Origin of the sequence: Prescottella equi, from assembly GCF_020171745.1 — a bacterium.
Taxonomy (GTDB): domain Bacteria; phylum Actinomycetota; class Actinomycetes; order Mycobacteriales; family Mycobacteriaceae; genus Prescottella; species Prescottella equi_A.
The window spans coordinates 67,043-86,623 of the sequence record NZ_JAIVAH010000017.1; the positions used below are offsets into that span (position 1 = coordinate 67,043).

Consider the following 19,581-nt stretch of genomic DNA (forward strand, 5'->3'; position numbering starts at 1 on the left):
ACATGAATCAGCCTCGCGGCGTGGGTGTGACGGCGGTGTTCGTCGCAGCGGCACGAGCACTCGAGACCGAGCGCGACGACCGACTGCTCGACGACCCGTGGGCCGGTGAGTTCGTCCGGCGGTCCGGCTGGGATCCACCCACCGAGCGGATGGACGACGCCACGCGAGAGATGTTGACCGCCTGGGTTGCCGCGCGGACGAAGTTCCTCGACGACTTCGTGCTGGACGCCGTCGACCGGGGGTGCCGGCAGGTGGTGCTGCTCGGGGCCGGTCTCGACACCCGCGCCTTCCGCTTGCCGTGGCACAGTCCGGTCACCGTGTACGAACTCGACACCCCGGACATGATCGGCTTCAAGGCCGAGGTGCTCGGTGACGCCGCGCCCGCGTCGGCCGCGCGCGTCGTCGTGCCGATCGACCTGCGCGACGACTGGCCCGCGGCACTGCGCGATGCCGGTTTTCTGCCGGACGTCCCGACCGCATGGATCCTCGAGGGCCTGCTGATGTACCTGCCCGACGACGCCGTCGACGCACTGATGGCCCGCATCGGAGAGTTGTCTGCGCCTGGCAGCGCGGTCGGGGCGACCATCACCAACGCCGACGCGGCGGCCGCGCTCAACGACTCGCCGCTGTTCCACGACAGCCCGATCAGCCGCGAGGACTGGCTGGCCATGTTGCGTTCGAACGGTCCGGCCGATCCGGTGGCGTGGTTCGACTCCTACGGATGGCGCGCCACGGCGGTTTCGATCGACGACCTCGCAGAACGGTACGGGCGCACAGTGCAGGGAGGGCCCGGGGTGTGGCAGGCGCGACCCGGAAACCGGTGGTTGGTCGCGGCCGACCGCACCTGAGACGGATTCTGTTTGTGAGGTGCACGAATTCGGCGAATACGCCCACGCTGGTGAGCACAGAGGATCGCCGTCCGCGCTGCGGGCGTTGCGGCGGTACGTAACCGGCTTGCGGCAGGCGCGACGCGGTCACACTGTCGTGAACGGACCTGGCGTCCTACGATGTCGGTATGGGCGCCGGAGATCGGGAGCTCGCTCATCTCCCTCGGTCCGCCGATGACATGACGGCCGAGTGGTTGTCGTCGGCGCTGGGGCGCGGTGCGGTGTCGGATGTGCGCATCGAACCGTTGAAGAGCAGCGCAGGCCTTACCGGTCAGGTCGTCCGTCTGGCGCTGCACGGCGGCCCGGACATTCCCGCGACACTGATCGCAAAACTCCCCAATGCCGATGCGGGACGCCGCGCGCTGTTCCATCGGCTCGGTTATGCCGCACGTGAGCTGGCGTTTTACCGGTCGATCGCCCCGGACTCCGGATTGCGCGTTCCGGACCTGTATTTCGGCGAAGTCGATACCGACACCGGTGATTCGGTGCTGCTCCTCGAGGACCTCGGGGCGCAGCGATGTCTCGGGTCGCCGCGCAGCGAGTGTTCTTTCGACGACGCTGCGTCCGTGGTGGCGGCCCTCGCCCGGTTCCACGCCGATTGGTGGTCGAACACCGACGCCGTCGAGTGGGTGCCCGATGTCCGATTGGGCGCGGAGAAGACCCGGGCGGCGGTGGCAGGTCCCTGGCGTGTGGTTTTCGACGAACGCGTTCGTGCCCACGCGCCAGAACTGCTGGCCGACGGCGGTCCGGTAGCCGGGATACTGGACGTACTCGGTGATCGGCTGGCTGACGTCAGGGAGGCGCTCGCGAGCGGTCCAACTACCGTTGTGCACTCTGATTTCAGGCTCGACAACATCTTTCGCATGTCCGATGACGGTGAGATTGCCGTAATAGATTGGGAGAACATCGCCCGCGCCCGCGGAGGCATGGACCTGGGTCTGTTCGCGATCGCCGGCCTGTCGGTGCAGTCTCGACGCGAGCACGAACCTGTGCTGCTGCGCACCTACGTAGACACAGTCACCGGTCGTGGAATAGCGGATTACGGGATCGCTGAATGCCTTCGCGACTACCGCCTCGGTATCGCCAATTCTGTTGTGGTGATGGTGCTCGGCGTTGTCGTACTCGATACGTTGGCCCAACGCGATCCCTCGTGGACGGTAGAGATGCTTCGGCGTGTGGAGGCTGCGGCACTTGACCACGAGTTGGTCTCGTGGGTGTCGGGAGGAGAGTTTCTCGATGCCTGACGAACCGAACTGCACTTTGGGATACGGCGATCGACTGTCGGGCGGTGCGAAACGGCGGCGCGCGAGGTGCCTTCGACGCTCCAGCTGCGCGAGCGCTGCGATTGCCCTTGCTTCCGTGGGCGGTGAGGAGTCGATACGTGCGCCCGTCCGAACCTGGTTGTGCTGCGGGGCGTCACGGCCGGTCCAGCCGGACCAAAAGGGCGACGGGAAGACGGCCGAACACCTTCGTCAGCGGGATGGAGCCCGCGTAGACCTCGCCGGTGAGCCGGTCGAACCAGCTTCCGGTCGGTAGCGCGATGCCCGAACTGCCCCAGCCGTTCTCGGCGATCAACACGCTGTGCCGAGTCGCCAGCGCGATGACGTCGGAGGCTGCGCCGACCGGTCCCCTGGCGAAGCCGATGAGGTGGTCCCGGGTCGGGCCGACCCCGAACACGGGACGGTAGTGCCCGCCGACGAAACTGTTCGGGCGTTCTCGCCGCAGCCGCAGCGCGATCCGTGTCACGTGCAGTTTCGCCGCTCCCGACGCGTCGATCGGCGGGGTCTCCACGCCGGGGGTGTCCATCGACTTCAGGAGGGCGCGTCGGACGGTGTAGTCGACGGGACGCCGGTTGTCGGGGTCGACCAGCGAGTCCTCCCACAGTTCGGTGCCCTGGTACACGTCGGGGATGCCGGGCCCGCACAGTTGCAGCAGCTTCTGGCCCAGCGCGTCCGACCATCCGTGCGGTGCCAGGTGCTGGGCGATCCGGCCGATGCTGCGGCCCACCGGGCCGTCGACGACCCGGTCGATCCAGTCGTGCAGCGCACCCTCGAACTTCGCATCGACCTCGGTCCACGACGTGCGCACGCCGGCCTCGCGGGCGGCTTTCTCTGCGTAGCGGTGGAGGCGTGGCCGCAGGTCGACCGCGTCGGGAGACGGTCCGTCGACGGGCCACACACCGAACATGTTCTGCCACAGCATCAGTCCCAGGACGCCGTCCGGACTGGGGGCCGACATCTCCCAGTCGGCGACGCACCGTGCCCACAGTTCCGGGACCTGCGAGAGCACCCCGATGCGGGCGCGGACGTCCTCGCCGCGTTTGGTGTCGTGTGTCGACAGGGTGGTCATCGTGCGGGGCCAGAGGCGGGAGCGTTCGTGGGCGCGCAGATGGAACTCGGCGGGGGAGCAGCCGACGACTGCGGGGTTGCCGCCGACCTCGAGGAGCGACACGAGCCGGGGGGTGCGATAGAACAGGCAGTCCTCCACGGCCTTCGCGGTGACGGCCCCGCACACCTGGTGGAACCGGGTCCGGGACTCGGTACCGTCGACGAGGGCGCTCGCGAGCGTCGTCAGTGCCGTCTGCCATTCAGGATGCCGGTCGACGGTGTCGCCGATGACCCGTGGCAGGACACCCGCCAGGGGCGCGTAGTCGGACCGGTACACCGGCATGTGCGCGAGCACCTCGATCAGTGCCTCGCGCAGTTGCTCCGGATTGCAGAACGTCGGCGAGTCCCGCAGCACCGCCCGCGTCAGTCGGCGCACCTCGGGGGCGAGATCGCCGCGAGCGACGCTGCGGCGCAGCTCCGTTCCCTTCTCGTCCAACCAGTCACGGTCCCCGGGCGCGCCGGCCCGGGCCGCCAGTTCGGTCAGCGCCGCGGCCCCGGCCGGGTCGAGAAACACGCCGCCGTACTCGGCGAGGGCGTCGTAGCCGGTGGTGCCGTCGATCGGCAGCGTGGGATCGAGGGGTTCCCCGGCCGCGAGGACCTTCTCGGCCACCAGCCAGCGCTCGGGGCCGATCAACTCGCGCAGGTTGCGCAGGTAGCCGGCGGGATCGCTCAACCCGTCGGGGTGATCGACCCGGACACCGTCCACCATGTCGTCGCGCACCCACGATGCGAACTGGTGATGGGTGGTGTCGAACACCCGTGGATCCTCCTGCCGGAGCGCGGCCAGATCGTTGATCGCGAAGAAGCGCCGATAGCCGACCCGCCCCTCCCGCCACGGCACCAGCCGATACGGCTGCCGGGCGTGGATCTCCCGCGGGTCCCCGTCGTCGGTGCCGGGGGCGATCGGGAAGCGCTGGTCGCCGAGCGCCAGCAGGGGAGTGCCGCCCGTGCGGTCGACCGTCAGGCCGAGGAGATCACCCTCCTCGGCCAGCACGGGCAGCGCGATCCGTCCGTCGGTGCCGTTGTCGTCGCGCCAGTCGATGTCGAAGAACCGCGCGAACGGCGACCGGTGGCCGTTCGTCAGCACGTCCCACCACCAGCGGTTCTGCTGTGGCCGGCCGATTCCGGCATGGTTGGGCACCAGGTCGACGATCAGACCCATGCCCCGCTCGGTCAGTTCCGCGGACAGTGCGACCAGCGCGGGGCGCCCGCCCAGTTCGGACGACACCGACGTGGGATCGGTGACGTCGTAGCCGTGGGTGGATCCGGGCATCGCCGTCAGGATCGGCGAGAGGTAGACGTGCGAGACGCCGAGACGATCGAGATAGTCGGCGAGTCGGCGCGCGTCGTCGAGGGTGAACACGTCGCCCCGAAGTTGCAGGCGGTAGGTCGCGGTGATCGGTTTCATGAGTGGCCGTCCCGCCGCAGTACGAGCAGGGATCGGGACGGAACCTCGAGCGTGTCCCCGGAGTGTGCGACGAGATCCGTTGCACCCGTTGAAGCTGCGGTGTCCAGCTCGCCGACCCATCGGATGTCGGACGGTCCCCCCGGAACCGCGAACTCGAGGTCCGCGTCGTGGGCGTTGAAGAACAACAGGAACGAGTCGTCGACCACACGCCGGCCCCGGTGATCGGGTTCGGGGATCGCGTCACCGCCGAGATAGACGACCAGTCCCTTGCCGAAGCCGCTGTCCCAGTCCTCGGTGGTCATCTCCCGTCCGGTCGGGGTCAGCCACGCGATGTCGGGGCGGTGCTGGTCGCGGACCGGGCGGCCGGCGAGGAATCGGCGCCGCCGGAACACCGGGTGCGCAGCCCGCAGTGTCGTCGCGCGCCGGGCGAACGCGAGCAGGTCCGCGTTCGCGTCGGCCAGCGACCAGTCCATCCACGACAGCGGCGAGTCCTGGCAGTAGACGTTGTTGTTGCCGTGCTGGGTGCGGCCGATCTCGTCGCCGTGCGCGAGCATCGGGGTGCCCTGGCTGAGTAGCAGCGTCGCGAGGATGTTCCGGCGTTGGCGGGCCCGCAGGGCGAGGATCTCCGGGTCGTCGGTAGGCCCCTCCACGCCGCAGTTCCAGGAGCGGTTGTGGCTCTCGCCGTCCCGATTGTCCTCGCCGTTGGCCTCGTTGTGCTTCTCGTCGTACGACACCAGGTCGGCGAGGGTGAAGCCGTCGTGCGCGGTGACGAAGTTGATGCTCGCGCTGGGGCGTCGCCCGGTGGCCTCGTACAGGTCCGACGACCCGGTCAGCCGGGACGCGAACTCGCCCAGGGTGGCCGGCCGGCCCCGCCAGTAGTCGCGGACGGTGTCGCGGTACTTGCCGTTCCACTCGGTCCACAGCCCGGGGAAGTTGCCGACCTGGTAGCCGCCCTCGCCGACGTCCCAGGGCTCGGCGATCAGCTTCACCTGGCTCACCACCGGGTCCTGTTGCACCAGGTCGAAGAACGCGGAAAGCCGGTCCACGTCGTGCAGTTCGCGGGCGAGGGTCGACGCCAGATCGAAGCGGAACCCGTCGACGTGCATTTCGGTGACCCAGTACCGCAGCGAGTCCATGATGAGCTGGAGGGTGTGCGGGTGCCGGGCATTGAGACTGTTGCCGGTGCCCGTGTAGTCCGTGTAGCGCGACCGATCGTCGTCGTCCAGTCGGTAGTAGGCGGCGTTGTCGATGCCGCGGAAGACGACGGTCGGACCGCGATGGTCGCCCTCGGCGGTGTGGTTGTAGACGACGTCGAGGATCACCTCGATCCCGGCGTCGTGGAACGCGCGGACCATCGTCTTGAACTCGGTCACCACGCCGCTCGGTTTGGTGGCCGACGAGTACTCGGTGTGCGGTGCCAGGAATCCGAAGCTGTTGTAGCCCCAGTAGTTTCGCAGCCCCTGATCGAGCAGGACCTGGTCGTGCATGAACTGGTGCACCGGCATCAGCTCGATCGCGGTGACCCCGAGCGCGCGGAGGTGGTCGATCACCGCGGGATGCGCGAGCCCGGCGTAGGTGCCGCGCAGCTCCGCCGGGATCTCGGGATGCGTCGCGGTCATGCCCTTGACGTGCGCCTCGTAGATGAGGGTCTCGTGGTAGGGCGTGCGGGGCGCGCGGTCGGCGCCCCAATCGAAGAAGGGATTGATGACGACCGTCGTCATGGTGTGGCCGAGCGAGTCCTCTCCGTAGGTGTGCAGTGAGGGATGTCCGTCGAAGGCGCCGTCGAACGCCTTGCCGTAGGGATCGAGCAGCAACTTGGACGGATCGCACCGCAGCCCGGCTTCCGGGTCGAACGGGCCGTGGACCCGGAAGCCGTACCGCTGCCCGGGCCCGACCGACGGCAGGTAGGCGTGCCACACGTGGCCGTCGACCTCGTCGAGCGGGACGCGGGTCTCGGTGCCGTCCTTGGCGACCAGGCACAGGTCCACGGCCTCGGCAGCCTCGGAGAACAGGGAGAAGTTGGTACCGCCGCCGTCGTACGTGGCACCGAGCGGATACGCGGCCCCCGGCCACATCTCGACCGGCGGTGTTCCACCGGCCCCGTCGCTCCGCTCCATGCTGCTGAACCCTAGCCGGAAGCGGTCGGGTGCACCCGGGCTGCGGTGCGCGATTCACGGGCCTGTCGCTCGTGCGGGATTCCGGTCTAGCGTGGAACGAGATCGAGTCACCGGGAGAGGTGAGGTCCCATGTTCTTCCAGTCGCGCGCAGCGAGGGTGGCCGCCGTGGTGATCGGCTCGGCCGTCGTCGGATCCGGAGCACTCGTGGTCGGTGCCGGCCAGGCCGCAGCGCAGGAGGCGCCGCCGGGACCCGCGATCCTGGGCATCGAACTCGACGAGGAGGACGGCCGGCCCACCGTCGAGATCGACTACGTGAACCTTCAGGGTGAGCGGCGTGAGATCGACGTCGATCTGCAGACCGGCCGCATCATCGAGAGTGAACCCGAGGACGAGGCGACGATGCCCGCCGCGACCTCCCAACGCTGACCGCCCGCCCGACCGACTGCGGATTCGGGGGCTTACCGCCGCACGATCACCGCTCTAGACTGAGGGTCCGACGACCCTCCATTGCGGCTGCGTCGTTTGAACGGTTTGTCCCGCAACCTGATCCGTGACATCGGGGCGACCGGAGCTGTCCCTCCGGAGGTGTTTTCCGTGACCGTTTCGAATCCCATGGACGGCGGCGACACCGCCTGGGTGCTGGTCTGCGCCGCGCTGGTGCTGTTCATGGTTCCAGGTCTGGCGTTCTTCTACGCCGGAATGGTGAAGAGCCGCAACACGTTGGTGATGATCCAGCAGAACTTCGTCCCGCTCGGTGTGGTGACGGTGGTGTGGATCCTGATCGGACACAGCATCGCCTTCAGCGACGACGCCGCGGGGGGACTGTTCGGTGACCTGAAGCTGTTCGCCCTGCAGAATCTGGACGAAGCACCCAGTCCGGCACTGCATGTCGTGGTGCCGGGAGTCGCGATACCGGCGTTGGCCTTCGTGGCGTACCAGATGATGTTCGCGATCATCACGCCCGCCTTGATCACCGGGGCGACGGCAAACCGGTTGAAGATCGCGGGATGGGTGACGATCCTCGCGGTGTGGCCGGTGATCGTGTACGCACCGATCGCGCACTGGCTGTTCAACCCTGAGGGTTGGCTCGCGAGCCGAGGCGCGCAGGACTGGGCGGGCGGCATGGTGGTCCACGCGTCGGCGGGGGCTGCTGCGCTGGCGATCCTTCTGGTCGTCGGCCGGCGGACCGGCTGGCCCGACACCGAGACGGTCCCGCACTCGGTGCCGCTCACGATGATCGGCGCCGGCATCCTGTGGTTCGGCTGGTTCGGGTTCAATGCGGGAGATGGTCTGCAGGCGAACGGTATTGCCGCGCAAGCCCTGCTCAACACCCACGTCGCGGCGGCCGCGGGCATGGTGATCTGGCTGATCATGGAGCGCTTCCGGCAAGGGCGGTCCACCGTGGTGGGTGCGGCGACCGGCGCGGTGGCGGGGCTGGCGACGATCACGCCGTGCGCCGGATACGTCGACACCGCGTCCGCGCTGCTGATCGGCGCGATCGCCGGATTCGCCTGTCAGTTCGCGCTGCGCCTGAAGGTGCTGTTCAGGTTCGACGACGCGCTCGATGTGATCGCCGTGCACTTCGTCGGCGGCGTGCTCGGCTCGCTCCTGCTGGGCTTCTTCGGGAAGAAGGCGATCAATGTGATCGGGGCCGACGGACTCTTCTTCGGTGGGGGCTTCTCGCTGCTCGGGAACCAGGCGCTCGCGCTCGTCGTCGTGATCGCGTTCTCGTTCGTCGTCACGTTCGCGATCGCGATCACCACGGACAAGACCGTGGGCCTGCGGCTGCCGGCCGACGAGGAGTTCGGTCTGGACCGCCGTCGGCAGGGGATGGACGCCTACCAGTTCGCGCCGTCGTTCGTCGCCGGAGCCGGGCTGGCGTCGGGTGCGGTCGACGAGCCGCCGGTGACTTCGACCCGGATTGCACAGTCGCCACCGGGAGTGCAGTATCGCCTGGTCACGGTGCTCGTCCGGGCGGTCGACGCGGGCAAGCTGGAACTCGCCCTCCGCGAGGCCGGCGCCCGATCGATAGTGGTGACCGAGGTGCACGCCCCCTCGACCCATCGCGACACGGTGGTGATGCGCGATCAGCGCAGCGAGCTCGTGCTCGCCTTGCGTCTCAAGGTGGAGGTCCTGGTGCGCGATGCGGATGTCGAGGCTGTGCTCGATGCGCTGGACCGCAACACGATCGGCGGCCACGAGGGTTACGTGCAGCAAGCAGCGGAACCACTGACGGCGCAGGCCCGCTCGGACGACTCCGTCAGCTGACGTGTTTCTCGAGTGGCACCGTGTTGGGGCCGACGACCAACTGGCCGCTGTGAACCGTGAGCAGCCAGACCGGTAGGACCGCGATACACAGCACCGGCACCACCCCGAAGGACGCCACCATCGTCGCCCCGATGAACAGGCCCAGCCAGCAGCTGCGTACCGCGACGACGAGGGCACCGAGCACCGCGCACGACACCGTCAGGGCGAGCGGAACCGTGTCGAACAGCGCGTGCACCAGCAGCCCGACGTCGAGCCCGACGAACACGGAGGCGAACGTCCGGCCGCCCCGGAACCCGCAGCTCGACGCGACGAGCAGCGCCACCAGGTTGATCAGCGCGAAGATCGCGAGCCGGCCCGCCGACTGGTTTCCGGCGTCGGCGGTGACCCGCCCCATGTTCTCGGCGTCCTTGAAGAGCGTCGCGGGTCCACCGATCGCGCCGAGGACGCCGAGGATCGCGCCGCCGAGCCCGATCGCCAGGACCGGGTTCGGCAGTGCGTGGAACAGCGCGTGCATCCGGTGGAAGGCGGGGACGCCCAGCAGGAAGAAGGCGGCGGTGCCGACCGCGATGAGTGTCCCGATCAGGACGTGCCCGATCGTGGGCCATCGGTATTCGGGGACGTCGATGATGAGCATCGGCCGGTCGAGGAGGAACATCGTCGCGGTGCCCGCGCCGGCCGCGACGAGCGGCGCGAACATGTTCTCCCACAGTTCGCCTTTCGGGCGGCGTCCGGCGAGTTCGACGAACGCCAGCGGTCCGGCGAGCGGGGTACCGAACAGGACGCCGATCGTCGCGGACGTCGTCAGCCAGACGACGCGTTTGGTCGGCATGGTCGGCCACAGCCGGCCCAGGATCCACGCCGCGACCGCGACGTTGATCGCGATCAGCGGGTTCTCCGGGCCGAGGCTCACACCGGCACCCAGCGCGAGCGCCACGACGAGCGCCAGCGACGGCAACGAGCCGAGCGGGATCGGCGGACCCACCAGTCCGGCGGTCGCGGGGTCGGGTCCGCCGTGCCCCGGCAGCTTCCACACCAGCAGGCCCACCAACAGACCGATTCCGGTGAGTACCGCGAAGATCCACCACCGGGCATAGCCGTCGAACCCGATCAGATCGGGGATCCAGGCGTAGAGCAGGTCGGTGACCCGGTCGGTGACGAGCACCATCACGATCGGGATGACCGCGGCCGCCACACCCACGAGAACGGAGGGGACGGCCTCGCGGGCGATCGTCCGGGTGCTCGGGAACACGACGTCCAACGCTGCCTCCGGTGTCTCCCTGTTCGACGGGTCGGAGTGCTCGTCCTCCACGCTACGACGCCCGGGCGGGCAGGCGCAGGTACTCCGGCACCGCGCAGCGGGATGACGGGTCGGCGTCCGGTAACAGAATCCCGTTCGTCGGGGATATCCGGACAGGAGTGGGTCGACATGATCGAAATCGGGGGAGTTCTCGTGAAGACACGCATGTTTCAGCGTCTGTTCTCTGCTGCGGTCGTTTCCGCGGCGCTGTCCGCAGTAGTGGTCACGGGGGCGGCCGGGCCCGCGGCCGCGTTGCCCGGCACCGACCCGTTGACGTCGATCGTCGGATCGGTGGAGGGAGGTTCGTCCGGTGGGGTCGGTTCGTCGGAGCACCTCGGCGTCGACGCGCTCGTCGCGGCCCGCAACGCGGGCGTCCCGGTCTACGAGGTCGGTCGGACCGTGATCGTCTCGGCAACGAAGATGGGCACGGTCTACGCCACCGAGTACCGGCGGGTGCACGAGGTCGACGCCCTCGAGTCTCCGACGACGAAGTTCGTTGCCGTCGGTGCCGCCGCGCCGGACAACTTCTACGTCGTCGCCGGATACGACAACAGGAACTGGATCGTGGTGAACATGCGCCCGAGCGGAAACCCTGTCTTCGGCGGCTATCTCTACGACACGACACCGCAGTCGTGGTGGAACAGCCCGACGATCCCGACCGCGGATGCCGGTCCACGGGTCGGCGTCGCCTTCATCGGCTAGAAGGGCATGGGCGACGATGCCAACTCGTTGAGGTAGGAGGCGCCGACGGCCGGCCGAGCGGACCACTGACACTTCGCCGCGGCGCGCTCATCCACCGACGCGCGTGCTGTGCGGGTGAGGAGGGTGTAGCCGCCGCGTCATGTCTGAGAAGTCGGCGCCACCAGCGTTCCACGTCGCGGGGATCCCATCATTGCGCCGGGACCCAGGACGTCATTCCTGGCCATGCAGGACCGCGCGGACCAGGGCGCCACGAACGAGTGGATCGACCTCGCGGAGGACCCGCGGACACCTCCGACGCCACTACGTGGCGGGTTCGTCCTGCGGACAGGATCGGAAGCGTTGCTCGAAATCATCGACCGTTATCGCAGAATAGGTGTCAACCACATGGCATTCGGCGTCCAGCACGGAGCCCGTCCCGCCGCGGAGGTGGTGCAACAGCTCATCGAAGAGGTCGCCCCCCACTTCCCGGCGCTCGAGGGCGCTGAGCCTCGGCCGGCGGCATGGTGACCCGCGCCGTTGCGGGTGCTCCATAGAGGTTTCGGAGCCCGCGGATCAGCCAGGAAATTGTCAGCTATCCGTGTAACAGTTCCGTGCTCGCCACCACGATTCAATGGCTCCGGCGACGAGATCCACAACCGGCGCCGAGAAGTCGACGGTGATCGCATCTTCATCTGGTTGGAGCGGCTCCAACGTCGCCAGTTGCGAGTCGAGCAGCGACGTCGGCATGAAATGTCCGGGACGTGATCGCATTCGATCGGCCAGCACGTCGGGCGGGCCGTGGAGATGCATGAACGTCACGGTGGAGTCGTGGTTGCGGATGACGTCGCGGTACGCGCGAGTGAGGGCACTGCAGGCGACGACGAGGTCGTGGCCCGTTCCCGCGAAACGCTCACCCACCTCGGCGAGCCAGGGGAGCCGGTCGTCGTCGGTCAGGGGTATCCCGGCCGACATCTTGTCGATGTTCACCCGCGGATGAAGCGTATCTGCGTCGAGGAACTCTGCGCCGACGGCCGCGGCAAGAGCACTGCCGACAGTGCTCTTGCCGCAGCCCGAGACCCCCATCACCACGACATGGCGTGTGCGCCGCGGCATCATCGGCAGCATCGCTCACCAGTCATGAACGGTACCGTCCGCCAGGCGGTTGTACGGTAGGTACGCCTGTTCGTACGGAAAGGATTCGGCGGCTTCGACATTGAACTCGACGCCCAGGCCCGGCCGTGCACCCGGATGGAGGTAGCCGTCGACGAAGGTCATCGACTGTTCGAACACGGCGTTCGTCGCGTCCGAGTGCTGCATGTACTCCTGGATCCCGAAGTTGTGGATCGCAAGACCCACGTGCAGTTGCGCGGCGAATCCGACGGGGGAGATGTCGGTGGGACCGTGGAAGCCCGATTTCACCTGGTACTGCGCGGCGTAGTCCATGACCTTCTTCAGTGGTGAGATCCCGCCGAAGTGGGTGGATGCCGCCCGGACGTAGTCGATCAGTTGTTCCCGGATCAACGTCTGGAAGTCGTACACCGTGTTGAACACCTCCCCGATCGCCAGTGGCGTGGTGGTGTGCTGCCGTACCACCCGCAGTGCCTCCTGATTCTCGGCGGGCGTGCAGTCCTCCAGCCAGTAAAGGTCGTAGGGCTCGAGGGCCTTACCGAGCTGTGCCGCCTGGATCGGTGTCATCCGGTGATGTCCGTCGTGCAGGAGCGGGAGTTCCGGCCCGAACTCGTTGCGTACCGCCTCGAAGATCGTCGGAACGTGACGGAGATAGGCACGGGTGTCCCAGTCCTCCTCTTGTGGGAACGAACCTCTGCCGGCCGGCTCGTAGTCGTACCGCTCGCCGGTTGCCTGCGACTGCGCCGCGACGCCGTACACGGACCGGAGTCCCGGAACAGCCGTCTGGATCCGAATCGACTTGTAGCCGAGTTCGAGGTGCTCGCGAATCGAGTCGAACAGCGACTCGGTGTCGAGCCCCGACGCGTGACCGTACGCGCGCAGCCCCCTGCGGGACGCGCCGCCGAGCAGCTGATAGACCGGCAGACCCGCCACCTTGCCCTTGATGTCCCACAACGCCATGTCGACGGCCGCGATCGCCGCCATCGTCACCGGCCCGCGACGCCAGTAGGAACCACGGTAGAGGAACTGCCAGGTGTCCTCGATGCGGTGCGGATCCATCCCGAGGAGCAACTGGGCGACATGCTCGCGCAGATACGTCGCGACCGCCAGTTCCCGCCCATTCAGCGTGGCGTCGCCGATACCGACGACACCGTCGTCGGTGGTGAGGCGGAGGGTGACGAAGTTGCGCGTCGGACTGGTCACGAAGACGTCTGCCGCAATGATTTTCACGACTCTTCCTTTCGGAGATGGTTCCGGTCCGGAGCGACGTAGCCGGACAGGTTCTGTACCAGGGCAACCACGTCGTCGTCGGCGCCGAGTTCGGGGTCGAGGAGTTCGAGAAGGTACTGCAGTCGGGCACGACGGCCCAGCAGGTTCGCGGCTCGGATGGCGGAGATCGCCGAGTCCTGCGGATCACCGACTGCGAGGAAGTCGGCCCACGCGGCGATGACGAACGCGGCGCCGGCACCGCCACGACCGGCGGCTCGCTCGGCCTTCAGCACCGGCACGATGCGCATGCGGAGTTTGGTGCTTCCGTCGATCGCAATCTGTGCGAGCGCGTGGGCGATGCGGCGATTGCCGAAACGTTCCAGCAGCGCCGCGCGGTAGTCCCCGAGCCGTAGGTCGGCCTCCGGAAGGTGCCTGGACGCCTCCTCCCACAGGGCCTCCATCGCGTCACCACACAGGTCGTCGGTGAGGGCCTCGGCCACCGTCCGGTGGCCGCGGAGCGATCCGACGTATGCCAGCAGGGAGTGGGCGCCGTTGAGGAGCCACAACTTCCGGCGCTCGTACGGGCCGAGGTCGTCCACGAACTCGGCGCCGGCCTCGTCCCAGCGAGGCCTGCCCTCGGGGAAGGTGCCACTGAGCACCCAGTTGTGGAACGGTTCCGCCACCACGGCGGAGTCGTCGCGATACCCGCACGCCCGGGTGACCGCCGCCAGATCGGACTCCGTCGTGCGCGGAGTGATGCGGTCCACGGACGTGCCGACGAAGCTCACGTTCTGGTCGATCCACCATGCCAAGTCTGTGTCGACGGTTGCCGCAAGCGCGGTCACCGCCTCGCGGGCCACTGAACCGTTGTCGGTCACATTGTCACAGCTCACGATGGCGAGGGGGCCCGCGTCGGCACGCCGGCGGGCGGCGAGCGCCGACACCAGGCGGCCCAATGGCGTTGCAGGAGCGGCGCGGTGGTCCTGCAGCAGAGCGATCTCGCGGGCGACGTCCGGGGCCGAGTAGTCGAGACGCCCGTCCACGCCCACCCCGTAGGCGGCCTCCGTGATCGTCAACGTGACCACCGCCGTGTGCGGGGTGGCCATGAGAGAGCGGAGGCGTTGGACGTCGGCCCCGTCGACGGCCTCGACGATGCTACCGACCACCTCGAAGGTGTCGCAGGCATCGGAGCGTTCGACCACGGTGTACAGGCCACCCTGCACCGTCAGGCGCGTCGCGGCGTCCGGACGTCGACCGGTGAACGCGGCGATTCCCCAGTCGTCGGCCTCCCCGCAGCGGTGCGTGTACCAGGCTTGGTGTGATCGATGAAATGCTCCCAGGCCCAGGTGGACGATCCGCGGTGGAGCCGCCGGCAGGCCCGTGCGGGCTCGCGCCAATCGCGGAACCGTTGTGCGACTAGAGGATAGGCTGACGGTGCTCACAGCTTGAACACCCGACGCGGCGCGGTATCGACGATGTCGACGATGATCTCGTGTGCGCGTTCCTCGCTGATCCGGTGCTCGGCTACGAGCCGGGACAGGAATGCTGCCTCGATGCGGCGGGCCATGTCGTGGCGCGCCGGAATCGAACAGAAGGCACGGGTGTCGTCGATGAAGCCCGAGGATCGTGAGAAGCCCGCAGTCTCGGTCACGGCCGCCCGGAATCGGAGGATTGCATCGGGTGCGTCCAGGAACCACCAGGGCGCGCCGAGATACACCGAAGGGTAGAAGCCCGCGAGCGGGGCGAGTTCGCGTGAGTAGACCGTCTCGTCCATCGTGAACAACACGAGGTGGAACCCCTTGGCTGTGCCGAAGTCCTGCAACAACGGCCTGAGTGCCGCGGTGTAGTCGATCGCGACCGGGATGTCGTGCCCGGTATCGGAGCCGAAGGCGTCGTACGTCGGTCTGTGATGGTTGCGGAGCGAGCCGGGATGGATGGTCATCACCAGTCCGTCCTCCACCGACATCCTCGCCATCTGATACAGCATGTGTGCCTCGAACGAGTTCCGGTCCTGCGGAGATGCCCGGCCGGCCCGTGCACGGTCGAAAATGGCTGCGGCATCGGCTTCGTCGAGCGCGAGCGTGGCCGGGGTCCGGACCCCATGGTCGGCCGACACGGCACCGCGTTCGATGAAGTAGTGGCGGCGATTCTCCAGGGCGGCGATGTACCCGCGGTACCCGGTGGCACCGTTGCCGGCGGTGGCGATGAGCCGGTCGACGTTGTCCCGCCACGCCGGATGGGCAAGATCGATGTACGCGTCGGGCCGAAAAGTGGGGAGCACACGCCCGTGGAAATCGGGATCCGTGGCCAGTGCTTCGTGGCTCGAGAGCGAGTCCAGAGGATCGTCCGTGGTCGCGAGGACCTCGATCCCGAAATCGTGGAACAGCTTGCGCGGCCGGAAGTCCGGCCTTTCCAGCTGATGTGAGATAGCGTCGTACGTTGCGTCCGCGGTCTCCGGGCCGAGTTCCTCGGCGAGACCGAAAACCTCCCGCAACTGGGTGTCCAGCCAGTACCCGGACGCCGTTCCGGCGAACAGTGGCCAGGCCTCGCAGAACGTGCGCCAGATTGCTCGGGAATCAGGGGCAGGAGTGGCCGACATGCCGGCCCGGCCCACACCGAGGCGCTCGAGCCGGACTCCGTCGGAATGGAGGAGTCGGGTGACGTAGTGGTCCGGGCGCACGAGCAGCGTCGCGGGGTCGGGGAACGGCTCGTTTCGTTCGAGGAGGGCCGCGTCGACGTGGCCGTGCGGCGAGATGATGGGCAGGTCGTCGACTCGCTGCAGGAGCGAGCGCGCTATTGCACGCGTGCCCGGGTCCGCGGGAAGGAGTCGGTCGGGGTTTGCTGCGATCGACTGTGGCATAGGGCAATCTTCGGTGGATCGACCTACATTGTCAACCGGTTGCCAAAAATTGCCGGACTGTTGCAACCGCACCCCCCGATGCGGTTGTCACCGAGCAGGACCGATCGAGCCTCTGACCACGAGCTCCGTTGCCAGCGAATGTCTTTGATGTATATCGGAGCCACCGATCCCGTCCAGGTCATCCAGTACGAGGCCGACCGCGGTGGCGCCGGCGTCCTCGGGTTGGGACTTGATCGTCGACAGCGGGGGAGTGGTGAAGTCCGAGCCGAAGATGTTGTCGAACCCGAGGATGCTGAGGTCCTCGGGGATCCTGACACCGGCCAGCTGGAGTTCCTGCATGAGGCCGATGGCCATGAGGTCGTTGTAGCAGATCGCGGCGGTGCAACCGGTGTTTCGGACCGCGGCGGCCGCCTGGCGGCCACCGGTGACGGTGGGCACACCCGACGCGACCTCGACCGCGGTCAGGCCGGACCAGTCGCAGCGCGACCGGATGCTCTCCCAGCGCGACCGGGACATCCAGGACAACTCCGGGCCGGTGACGTACGCGACCGACGTGTGCCCGAGGCTGGCCAGGTGCCGGATCGCGTCGGTGACGCCGGGCTCGATCGCTGCCACGACGGACGGTGCACCATCCACGATCCGGTTGACGACCGCGAGCGGCTTCTGCGCGGCGAGGTCGAGAATCTGCTGGTCGGAAAGGCGAGAGCTCGCCAGCACGATTCCGTCCACCGTGGCCGACATGCGCTGGACGACGGTGAGTTCGGTGTCTGCCGACTCGGCGGATTCCGCGAGGACCAGCGTGCAGTCCCGCTTCGAAGCCACGCTCGCTGCACCGCGGACGATGTTGAAGTAGGCGGGATTGGTGATGTCGGAGACGATGACCCCGACGGTTCCGGTCCGCCCTGTCGGAAGTGCGCGCGCGGCACGATTGACCTGGTAGTTGAGTTCGGCCGCGGCGTCTTCGATCTTCTTCTGGGTCTTCGCGCTCACTCGGCCCGGCTTGCTCAGCGCGCGCGAGACGGTGGACGGGCTGACCCCGGCCGATCGGGCGATGTCGTAGATCGTCGCCTTCTCGCCGCGGACCCGATTGCTGCTCGGTTTCGTTGCCGGCACTCGGCGATTCGAGGGATCTGTCACGGATTCATTCTAATGGGGTGGCAACCGTGGCGGCGCCGGTTGCCAAAGTCGTTCGGACGATGACGACCGGCGCCGCGGGGGCCTGCTCGATCAGCCGCGTACCGTGAACTTGCCCTCGTCGGCGATGCGCTTGTTGAGCTCGACGAGGTAGTCGGCGTCGTCGAAGTCCAGCGAGACCTCCCGGCCGGTCCAGCTGGAAAGGTGGATCGCGTTCGCGAGGCGCACGCTGTTGATGCCTTCCGCGCCCGGCGCGAGCAGCGGCGTGCCGTCGAGGACGTTGGCGGCGAAGTTCTCCAGCACCTCCGAATGCTGTCCGCCCCAAGCCGACTCGAACTCGAGTACCTCCTCGGAGTACAGGGTCGACGCGTCGAGCTGGCCCATGAACAGCTTCCGCACGTCGTCCAGGTTCATACCGGCGCTCAATTCGCGCTCGGGAGCACGCAGCCTGGTCACCGTGGCGACCCGACTGTTCTCGACGACGATCTTGCCCTGATCTCCCAGGATCTCGAATCGGTCGGTCCCGGTGAGATCGTGCGTGGCAGTGACGAAGGTGCCGGTGGCACCGTCGCCGTAGTCCACGACCGCGGTGACCTCGTCCTCGACCGCGATGTCGCGGCAGAACCCGTAGGCCACCTTCGCGTAGACCGACTTCGGGCTCCCGCAGATCCACTGCCACAGATCAAGTTGGTGCGGCGCCTGGTTGACCAGCACGCCACCGCCCTCTCCGCCCCAGGTCGCTCGCCAGTCGCTCTGGTCGTAGTAGCCCTGCGGTCGCCACCAGGTGGTGATGATCCAGTTCGTTCGTCGGATTCGGCCGATCTCGCCGTTGTCGACGATCTCCTTGATCCGCTTGTACAGCGGGTTGATCCGCTGATTGAACATGACGCCGAAGGAGAGCTCGGGTTTGCCGGCGGCGACCTCGTTCAGTTCGGCAACCTGCGCGGTGTAGACGCCGGCGGGCTTCTCCACGAGAGCGTGGATGTTCCGGCGCAGGGCCTCGATGCCCATTTCCGGATGCAGGTAGTGCGGTACGCAGGTGACGATCGCGTCGACGTCACCGCTGTCGAGCATCGCGATGTAGTCGTCGTGGAACGGAACATCGGGGTACCGATCCTCGGCGACCCACTTCTTGTCCGTGTCGATATCGCAGATGGCGCCGATGGTCATTTTCGGGACCCGGCCGTCCTCGATGAGCTTGGCATACGTGGTGCCCTGAGCGCCGAGTCCGACGATCCCGAGGCGAACTGTCTCGGTCATGGGTGGGTTCTCCAATTCTGACTGCGGAAAGGATGGGGGAGTGGGGCGGATCCGGCGGGCCTAGAAGAGATTCGCGTAGCCCATGGCGACGAGGTTGTCGTAGGAGGTTTGCAGGGCCTCCCACACTGTGCGTCCGTACAGTTCGTCCTGTTCCACGAGCAGATACCGGGCGTGCACTGCGCGCGAGTGCTCGATGATCGCGGGGAAGTCGAGGTTTCCTTCGCCGACTTCGGCGAACTGAACGACGTTCTTGAATTCGTTCATGAAGCCGGGGATGTCCCCGCGCTCGAGCAGTTCGAACGAGTTCTGCGGCAACTGTCCGATCCGGTAGTCCTTGAGGTGCACCATCGAGATTCGTTCGGCGTACTTGTCGATGGTGCGAACCGGGTCGAGTCCGCCGCGTTGCACCCAGTGGACATCCAGTTCGAGCCCCATGGCGGGGGAGTTCTCCGCGATGACGTCCAGCATGTACTTGCCATCGAACTTCGCGAATTCTACGTGGTGGTTGTGGTAGTAGAGGCCGATCCCGTGTTCCCGGAGACGGTCTGCCTGCTCGTTGGCCTGCTTCGCGAAGTCCACGACCCGGTCGATGGACGTCATGGCGGAGAAGGGGAGCATCCCGATCCGGAGCATCTTGGTGTCCAAGCGCTTCGCGTCGTCGACAATCTTGTCGAAGTCCCGGACGAGGGTGTCGCCGGGGATGCCCTCCGGCAGGCTGATCGCCGCGGAGAGCGCGCCGATATCCATCCCGAGTTCGGTGCGGGCGCGCTCGAGTTCGGCGACGTTCTCGGGGGTCATGGCGATCTGGGAGATCTCGACGGCGTTGTAGCCGATCGCACTGACCTTGCGGAGCGTTTCGAACGCTCCGACTTCGTCGAAGCTGCGCTTCAACATCATTGCCTGTACGCCGATTCTGGTCATGACAGTTCCTCTGTTCGTAAGTGG

General features: G+C 67.4%; 16 protein-coding genes. 6 read left to right on the forward strand and 10 right to left on the reverse strand.

Going from position 1 to position 19,581, the window contains the following annotated elements; translation table 11 throughout:
* Nucleotides 1-2: 2 nt before the first annotated feature.
* Together LCL87_RS13940 and LCL87_RS13945 are read left to right on the forward strand one after the other, a co-directional pair.
* Nucleotides 3-848, forward strand: a complete 846-nt coding sequence (locus LCL87_RS13940; RefSeq protein ID WP_225020537.1) for an SAM-dependent methyltransferase — start codon at nt 3-5, stop codon at nt 846-848.
* Nucleotides 849-1,015: 167 nt separating this feature from the next.
* The gene (locus tag LCL87_RS13945; RefSeq protein ID WP_225020539.1) at nt 1,016-2,131 is read left to right on the forward strand and encodes a phosphotransferase; all 1,116 of its coding nucleotides are present in this window, start codon (nt 1,016-1,018) and stop codon (nt 2,129-2,131) included.
* A 172-nt stretch (nt 2,132-2,303) separates the two neighbouring features.
* Here LCL87_RS13945 and treY read toward each other — a convergent pair whose 3' ends face one another.
* Both treY and glgX read right to left on the reverse strand, forming a co-directional pair.
* Nucleotides 2,304-4,682: a malto-oligosyltrehalose synthase gene (gene treY, locus LCL87_RS13950; RefSeq protein ID WP_225020541.1), complete on the reverse strand. Its 2,379-nt coding sequence runs from the start codon at nt 4,680-4,682 to the stop codon at nt 2,304-2,306.
* Nucleotides 4,679-6,799: a glycogen debranching protein GlgX gene (glgX, locus tag LCL87_RS13955; protein WP_225020543.1), complete on the reverse strand. Its 2,121-nt coding sequence runs from the start codon at nt 6,797-6,799 to the stop codon at nt 4,679-4,681. Before glgX ends, treY begins: the two co-directional genes overlap by 4 nt.
* A gap of 129 nt (nt 6,800-6,928) precedes the next feature.
* On the opposite strand from glgX, the gene LCL87_RS13960 reads away from it, so the two are divergent.
* Nucleotides 6,929-7,225: a PepSY domain-containing protein gene (locus LCL87_RS13960; RefSeq protein WP_225020545.1), complete on the forward strand. Its 297-nt coding sequence runs from the start codon at nt 6,929-6,931 to the stop codon at nt 7,223-7,225.
* Nucleotides 7,226-7,393: 168 nt separating this feature from the next.
* A complete protein-coding gene (locus LCL87_RS13965) occupies nt 7,394-9,067 on the forward strand; it encodes an ammonium transporter (protein WP_225020547.1) in 1,674 nt (557 codons plus the stop codon).
* Here LCL87_RS13965 and LCL87_RS13970 read toward each other — a convergent pair.
* Nucleotides 9,060-10,376 carry an ion channel protein gene (locus LCL87_RS13970; protein WP_225020549.1) on the reverse strand — a complete coding sequence of 439 codons (1,317 nt, stop codon included), beginning with the start codon at nt 10,374-10,376 and terminating at the stop codon, nt 9,060-9,062. The two genes, LCL87_RS13965 and LCL87_RS13970, sit on opposite strands and share 8 nt — an antisense overlap.
* Nucleotides 10,377-10,517: 141 nt before the next feature.
* On the opposite strand from LCL87_RS13970, the gene LCL87_RS13975 reads away from it, so the two are divergent.
* Both LCL87_RS13975 and LCL87_RS25880 read left to right on the forward strand, forming a co-directional pair.
* Nucleotides 10,518-11,066: a hypothetical protein gene (locus LCL87_RS13975; protein WP_225020551.1), complete on the forward strand. Its 549-nt coding sequence runs from the start codon at nt 10,518-10,520 to the stop codon at nt 11,064-11,066.
* 384 nt (nt 11,067-11,450) lie between these two features.
* A complete protein-coding gene (locus tag LCL87_RS25880) occupies nt 11,451-11,573 on the forward strand; it encodes a hypothetical protein (RefSeq protein WP_510850765.1) in 123 nt (40 codons plus the stop codon).
* 60 nt (nt 11,574-11,633) lie between these two features.
* Here LCL87_RS25880 and LCL87_RS13980 read toward each other — a convergent pair whose 3' ends face one another.
* From LCL87_RS13980 to LCL87_RS14010, 7 genes are all read right to left on the reverse strand, one after another.
* Nucleotides 11,634-12,161 (reverse strand): gluconokinase, encoded by a 528-nt coding sequence (locus tag LCL87_RS13980; protein WP_510850774.1) that lies wholly within the window; start codon nt 12,159-12,161, stop codon nt 11,634-11,636.
* 12 nt (nt 12,162-12,173) lie between these two features.
* Nucleotides 12,174-13,403 (reverse strand): D-mannonate dehydratase ManD, encoded by a 1,230-nt coding sequence (gene manD, locus LCL87_RS13985; protein ID WP_225020555.1) that lies wholly within the window; start codon nt 13,401-13,403, stop codon nt 12,174-12,176.
* On the reverse strand, nt 13,400-14,779 hold the full coding sequence (locus LCL87_RS13990) for a mannitol dehydrogenase family protein (protein WP_225020557.1): 1,380 nt from the start codon (nt 14,777-14,779) through the stop codon (nt 13,400-13,402). The genes manD and LCL87_RS13990 overlap by 4 nt, the downstream gene beginning before the upstream one ends.
* Nucleotides 14,780-14,820: 41 nt before the next feature.
* Complete coding sequence (gene uxaC, locus LCL87_RS13995; RefSeq protein ID WP_225020558.1) at nt 14,821-16,242, reverse strand: glucuronate isomerase; 1,422 nt, start codon at nt 16,240-16,242, stop codon at nt 14,821-14,823.
* Between the two features lie 87 nt (nt 16,243-16,329).
* Nucleotides 16,330-17,379: a LacI family DNA-binding transcriptional regulator gene (locus tag LCL87_RS14000; protein ID WP_225020560.1), complete on the reverse strand. Its 1,050-nt coding sequence runs from the start codon at nt 17,377-17,379 to the stop codon at nt 16,330-16,332.
* A gap of 90 nt (nt 17,380-17,469) precedes the next feature.
* Entirely contained in the window at nt 17,470-18,636 is a 1,167-nt protein-coding gene (locus LCL87_RS14005; protein WP_225020563.1) for a Gfo/Idh/MocA family protein, read from the reverse strand.
* A gap of 60 nt (nt 18,637-18,696) precedes the next feature.
* On the reverse strand, nt 18,697-19,557 hold the full coding sequence (locus LCL87_RS14010; RefSeq protein ID WP_225020565.1) for a sugar phosphate isomerase/epimerase family protein: 861 nt from the start codon (nt 19,555-19,557) through the stop codon (nt 18,697-18,699).
* Nucleotides 19,558-19,581: the final 24 nt, after the last annotated feature.

Bases quoted from the DNA above. Each gene is read 5' to 3' on its own strand.
- LCL87_RS13940 (WP_225020537.1), top strand. From the start codon at position 3: ATGAATCAGCCTCGCGGCGTGGGTGTGACGGCGGTGTTCGTCGCAGCG.
- LCL87_RS13945 (WP_225020539.1), top strand. From the start codon at position 1,016: ATGGGCGCCGGAGATCGGGAGCTCGCTCATCTCCCTCGGTCCGCCGAT.
- treY (WP_225020541.1), bottom strand. From the start codon at position 4,682: ATGAAACCGATCACCGCGACCTACCGCCTGCAACTTCGGGGCGACGTG.
- glgX (WP_225020543.1), bottom strand. From the start codon at position 6,799: ATGGAGCGGAGCGACGGGGCCGGTGGAACACCGCCGGTCGAGATGTGG.
- LCL87_RS13960 (WP_225020545.1), top strand. From the start codon at position 6,929: ATGTTCTTCCAGTCGCGCGCAGCGAGGGTGGCCGCCGTGGTGATCGGC.
- LCL87_RS25880 (WP_510850765.1), top strand. From the start codon at position 11,451: ATGGCATTCGGCGTCCAGCACGGAGCCCGTCCCGCCGCGGAGGTGGTG.
- LCL87_RS13980 (WP_510850774.1), bottom strand. From the start codon at position 12,161: ATGATGCCGCGGCGCACACGCCATGTCGTGGTGATGGGGGTCTCGGGC.
- uxaC (WP_225020558.1), bottom strand. From the start codon at position 16,242: ATGCCACAGTCGATCGCAGCAAACCCCGACCGACTCCTTCCCGCGGAC.
- LCL87_RS14005 (WP_225020563.1), bottom strand. From the start codon at position 18,636: ATGACCGAGACAGTTCGCCTCGGGATCGTCGGACTCGGCGCTCAGGGC.
- LCL87_RS14010 (WP_225020565.1), bottom strand. From the start codon at position 19,557: ATGACCAGAATCGGCGTACAGGCAATGATGTTGAAGCGCAGCTTCGAC.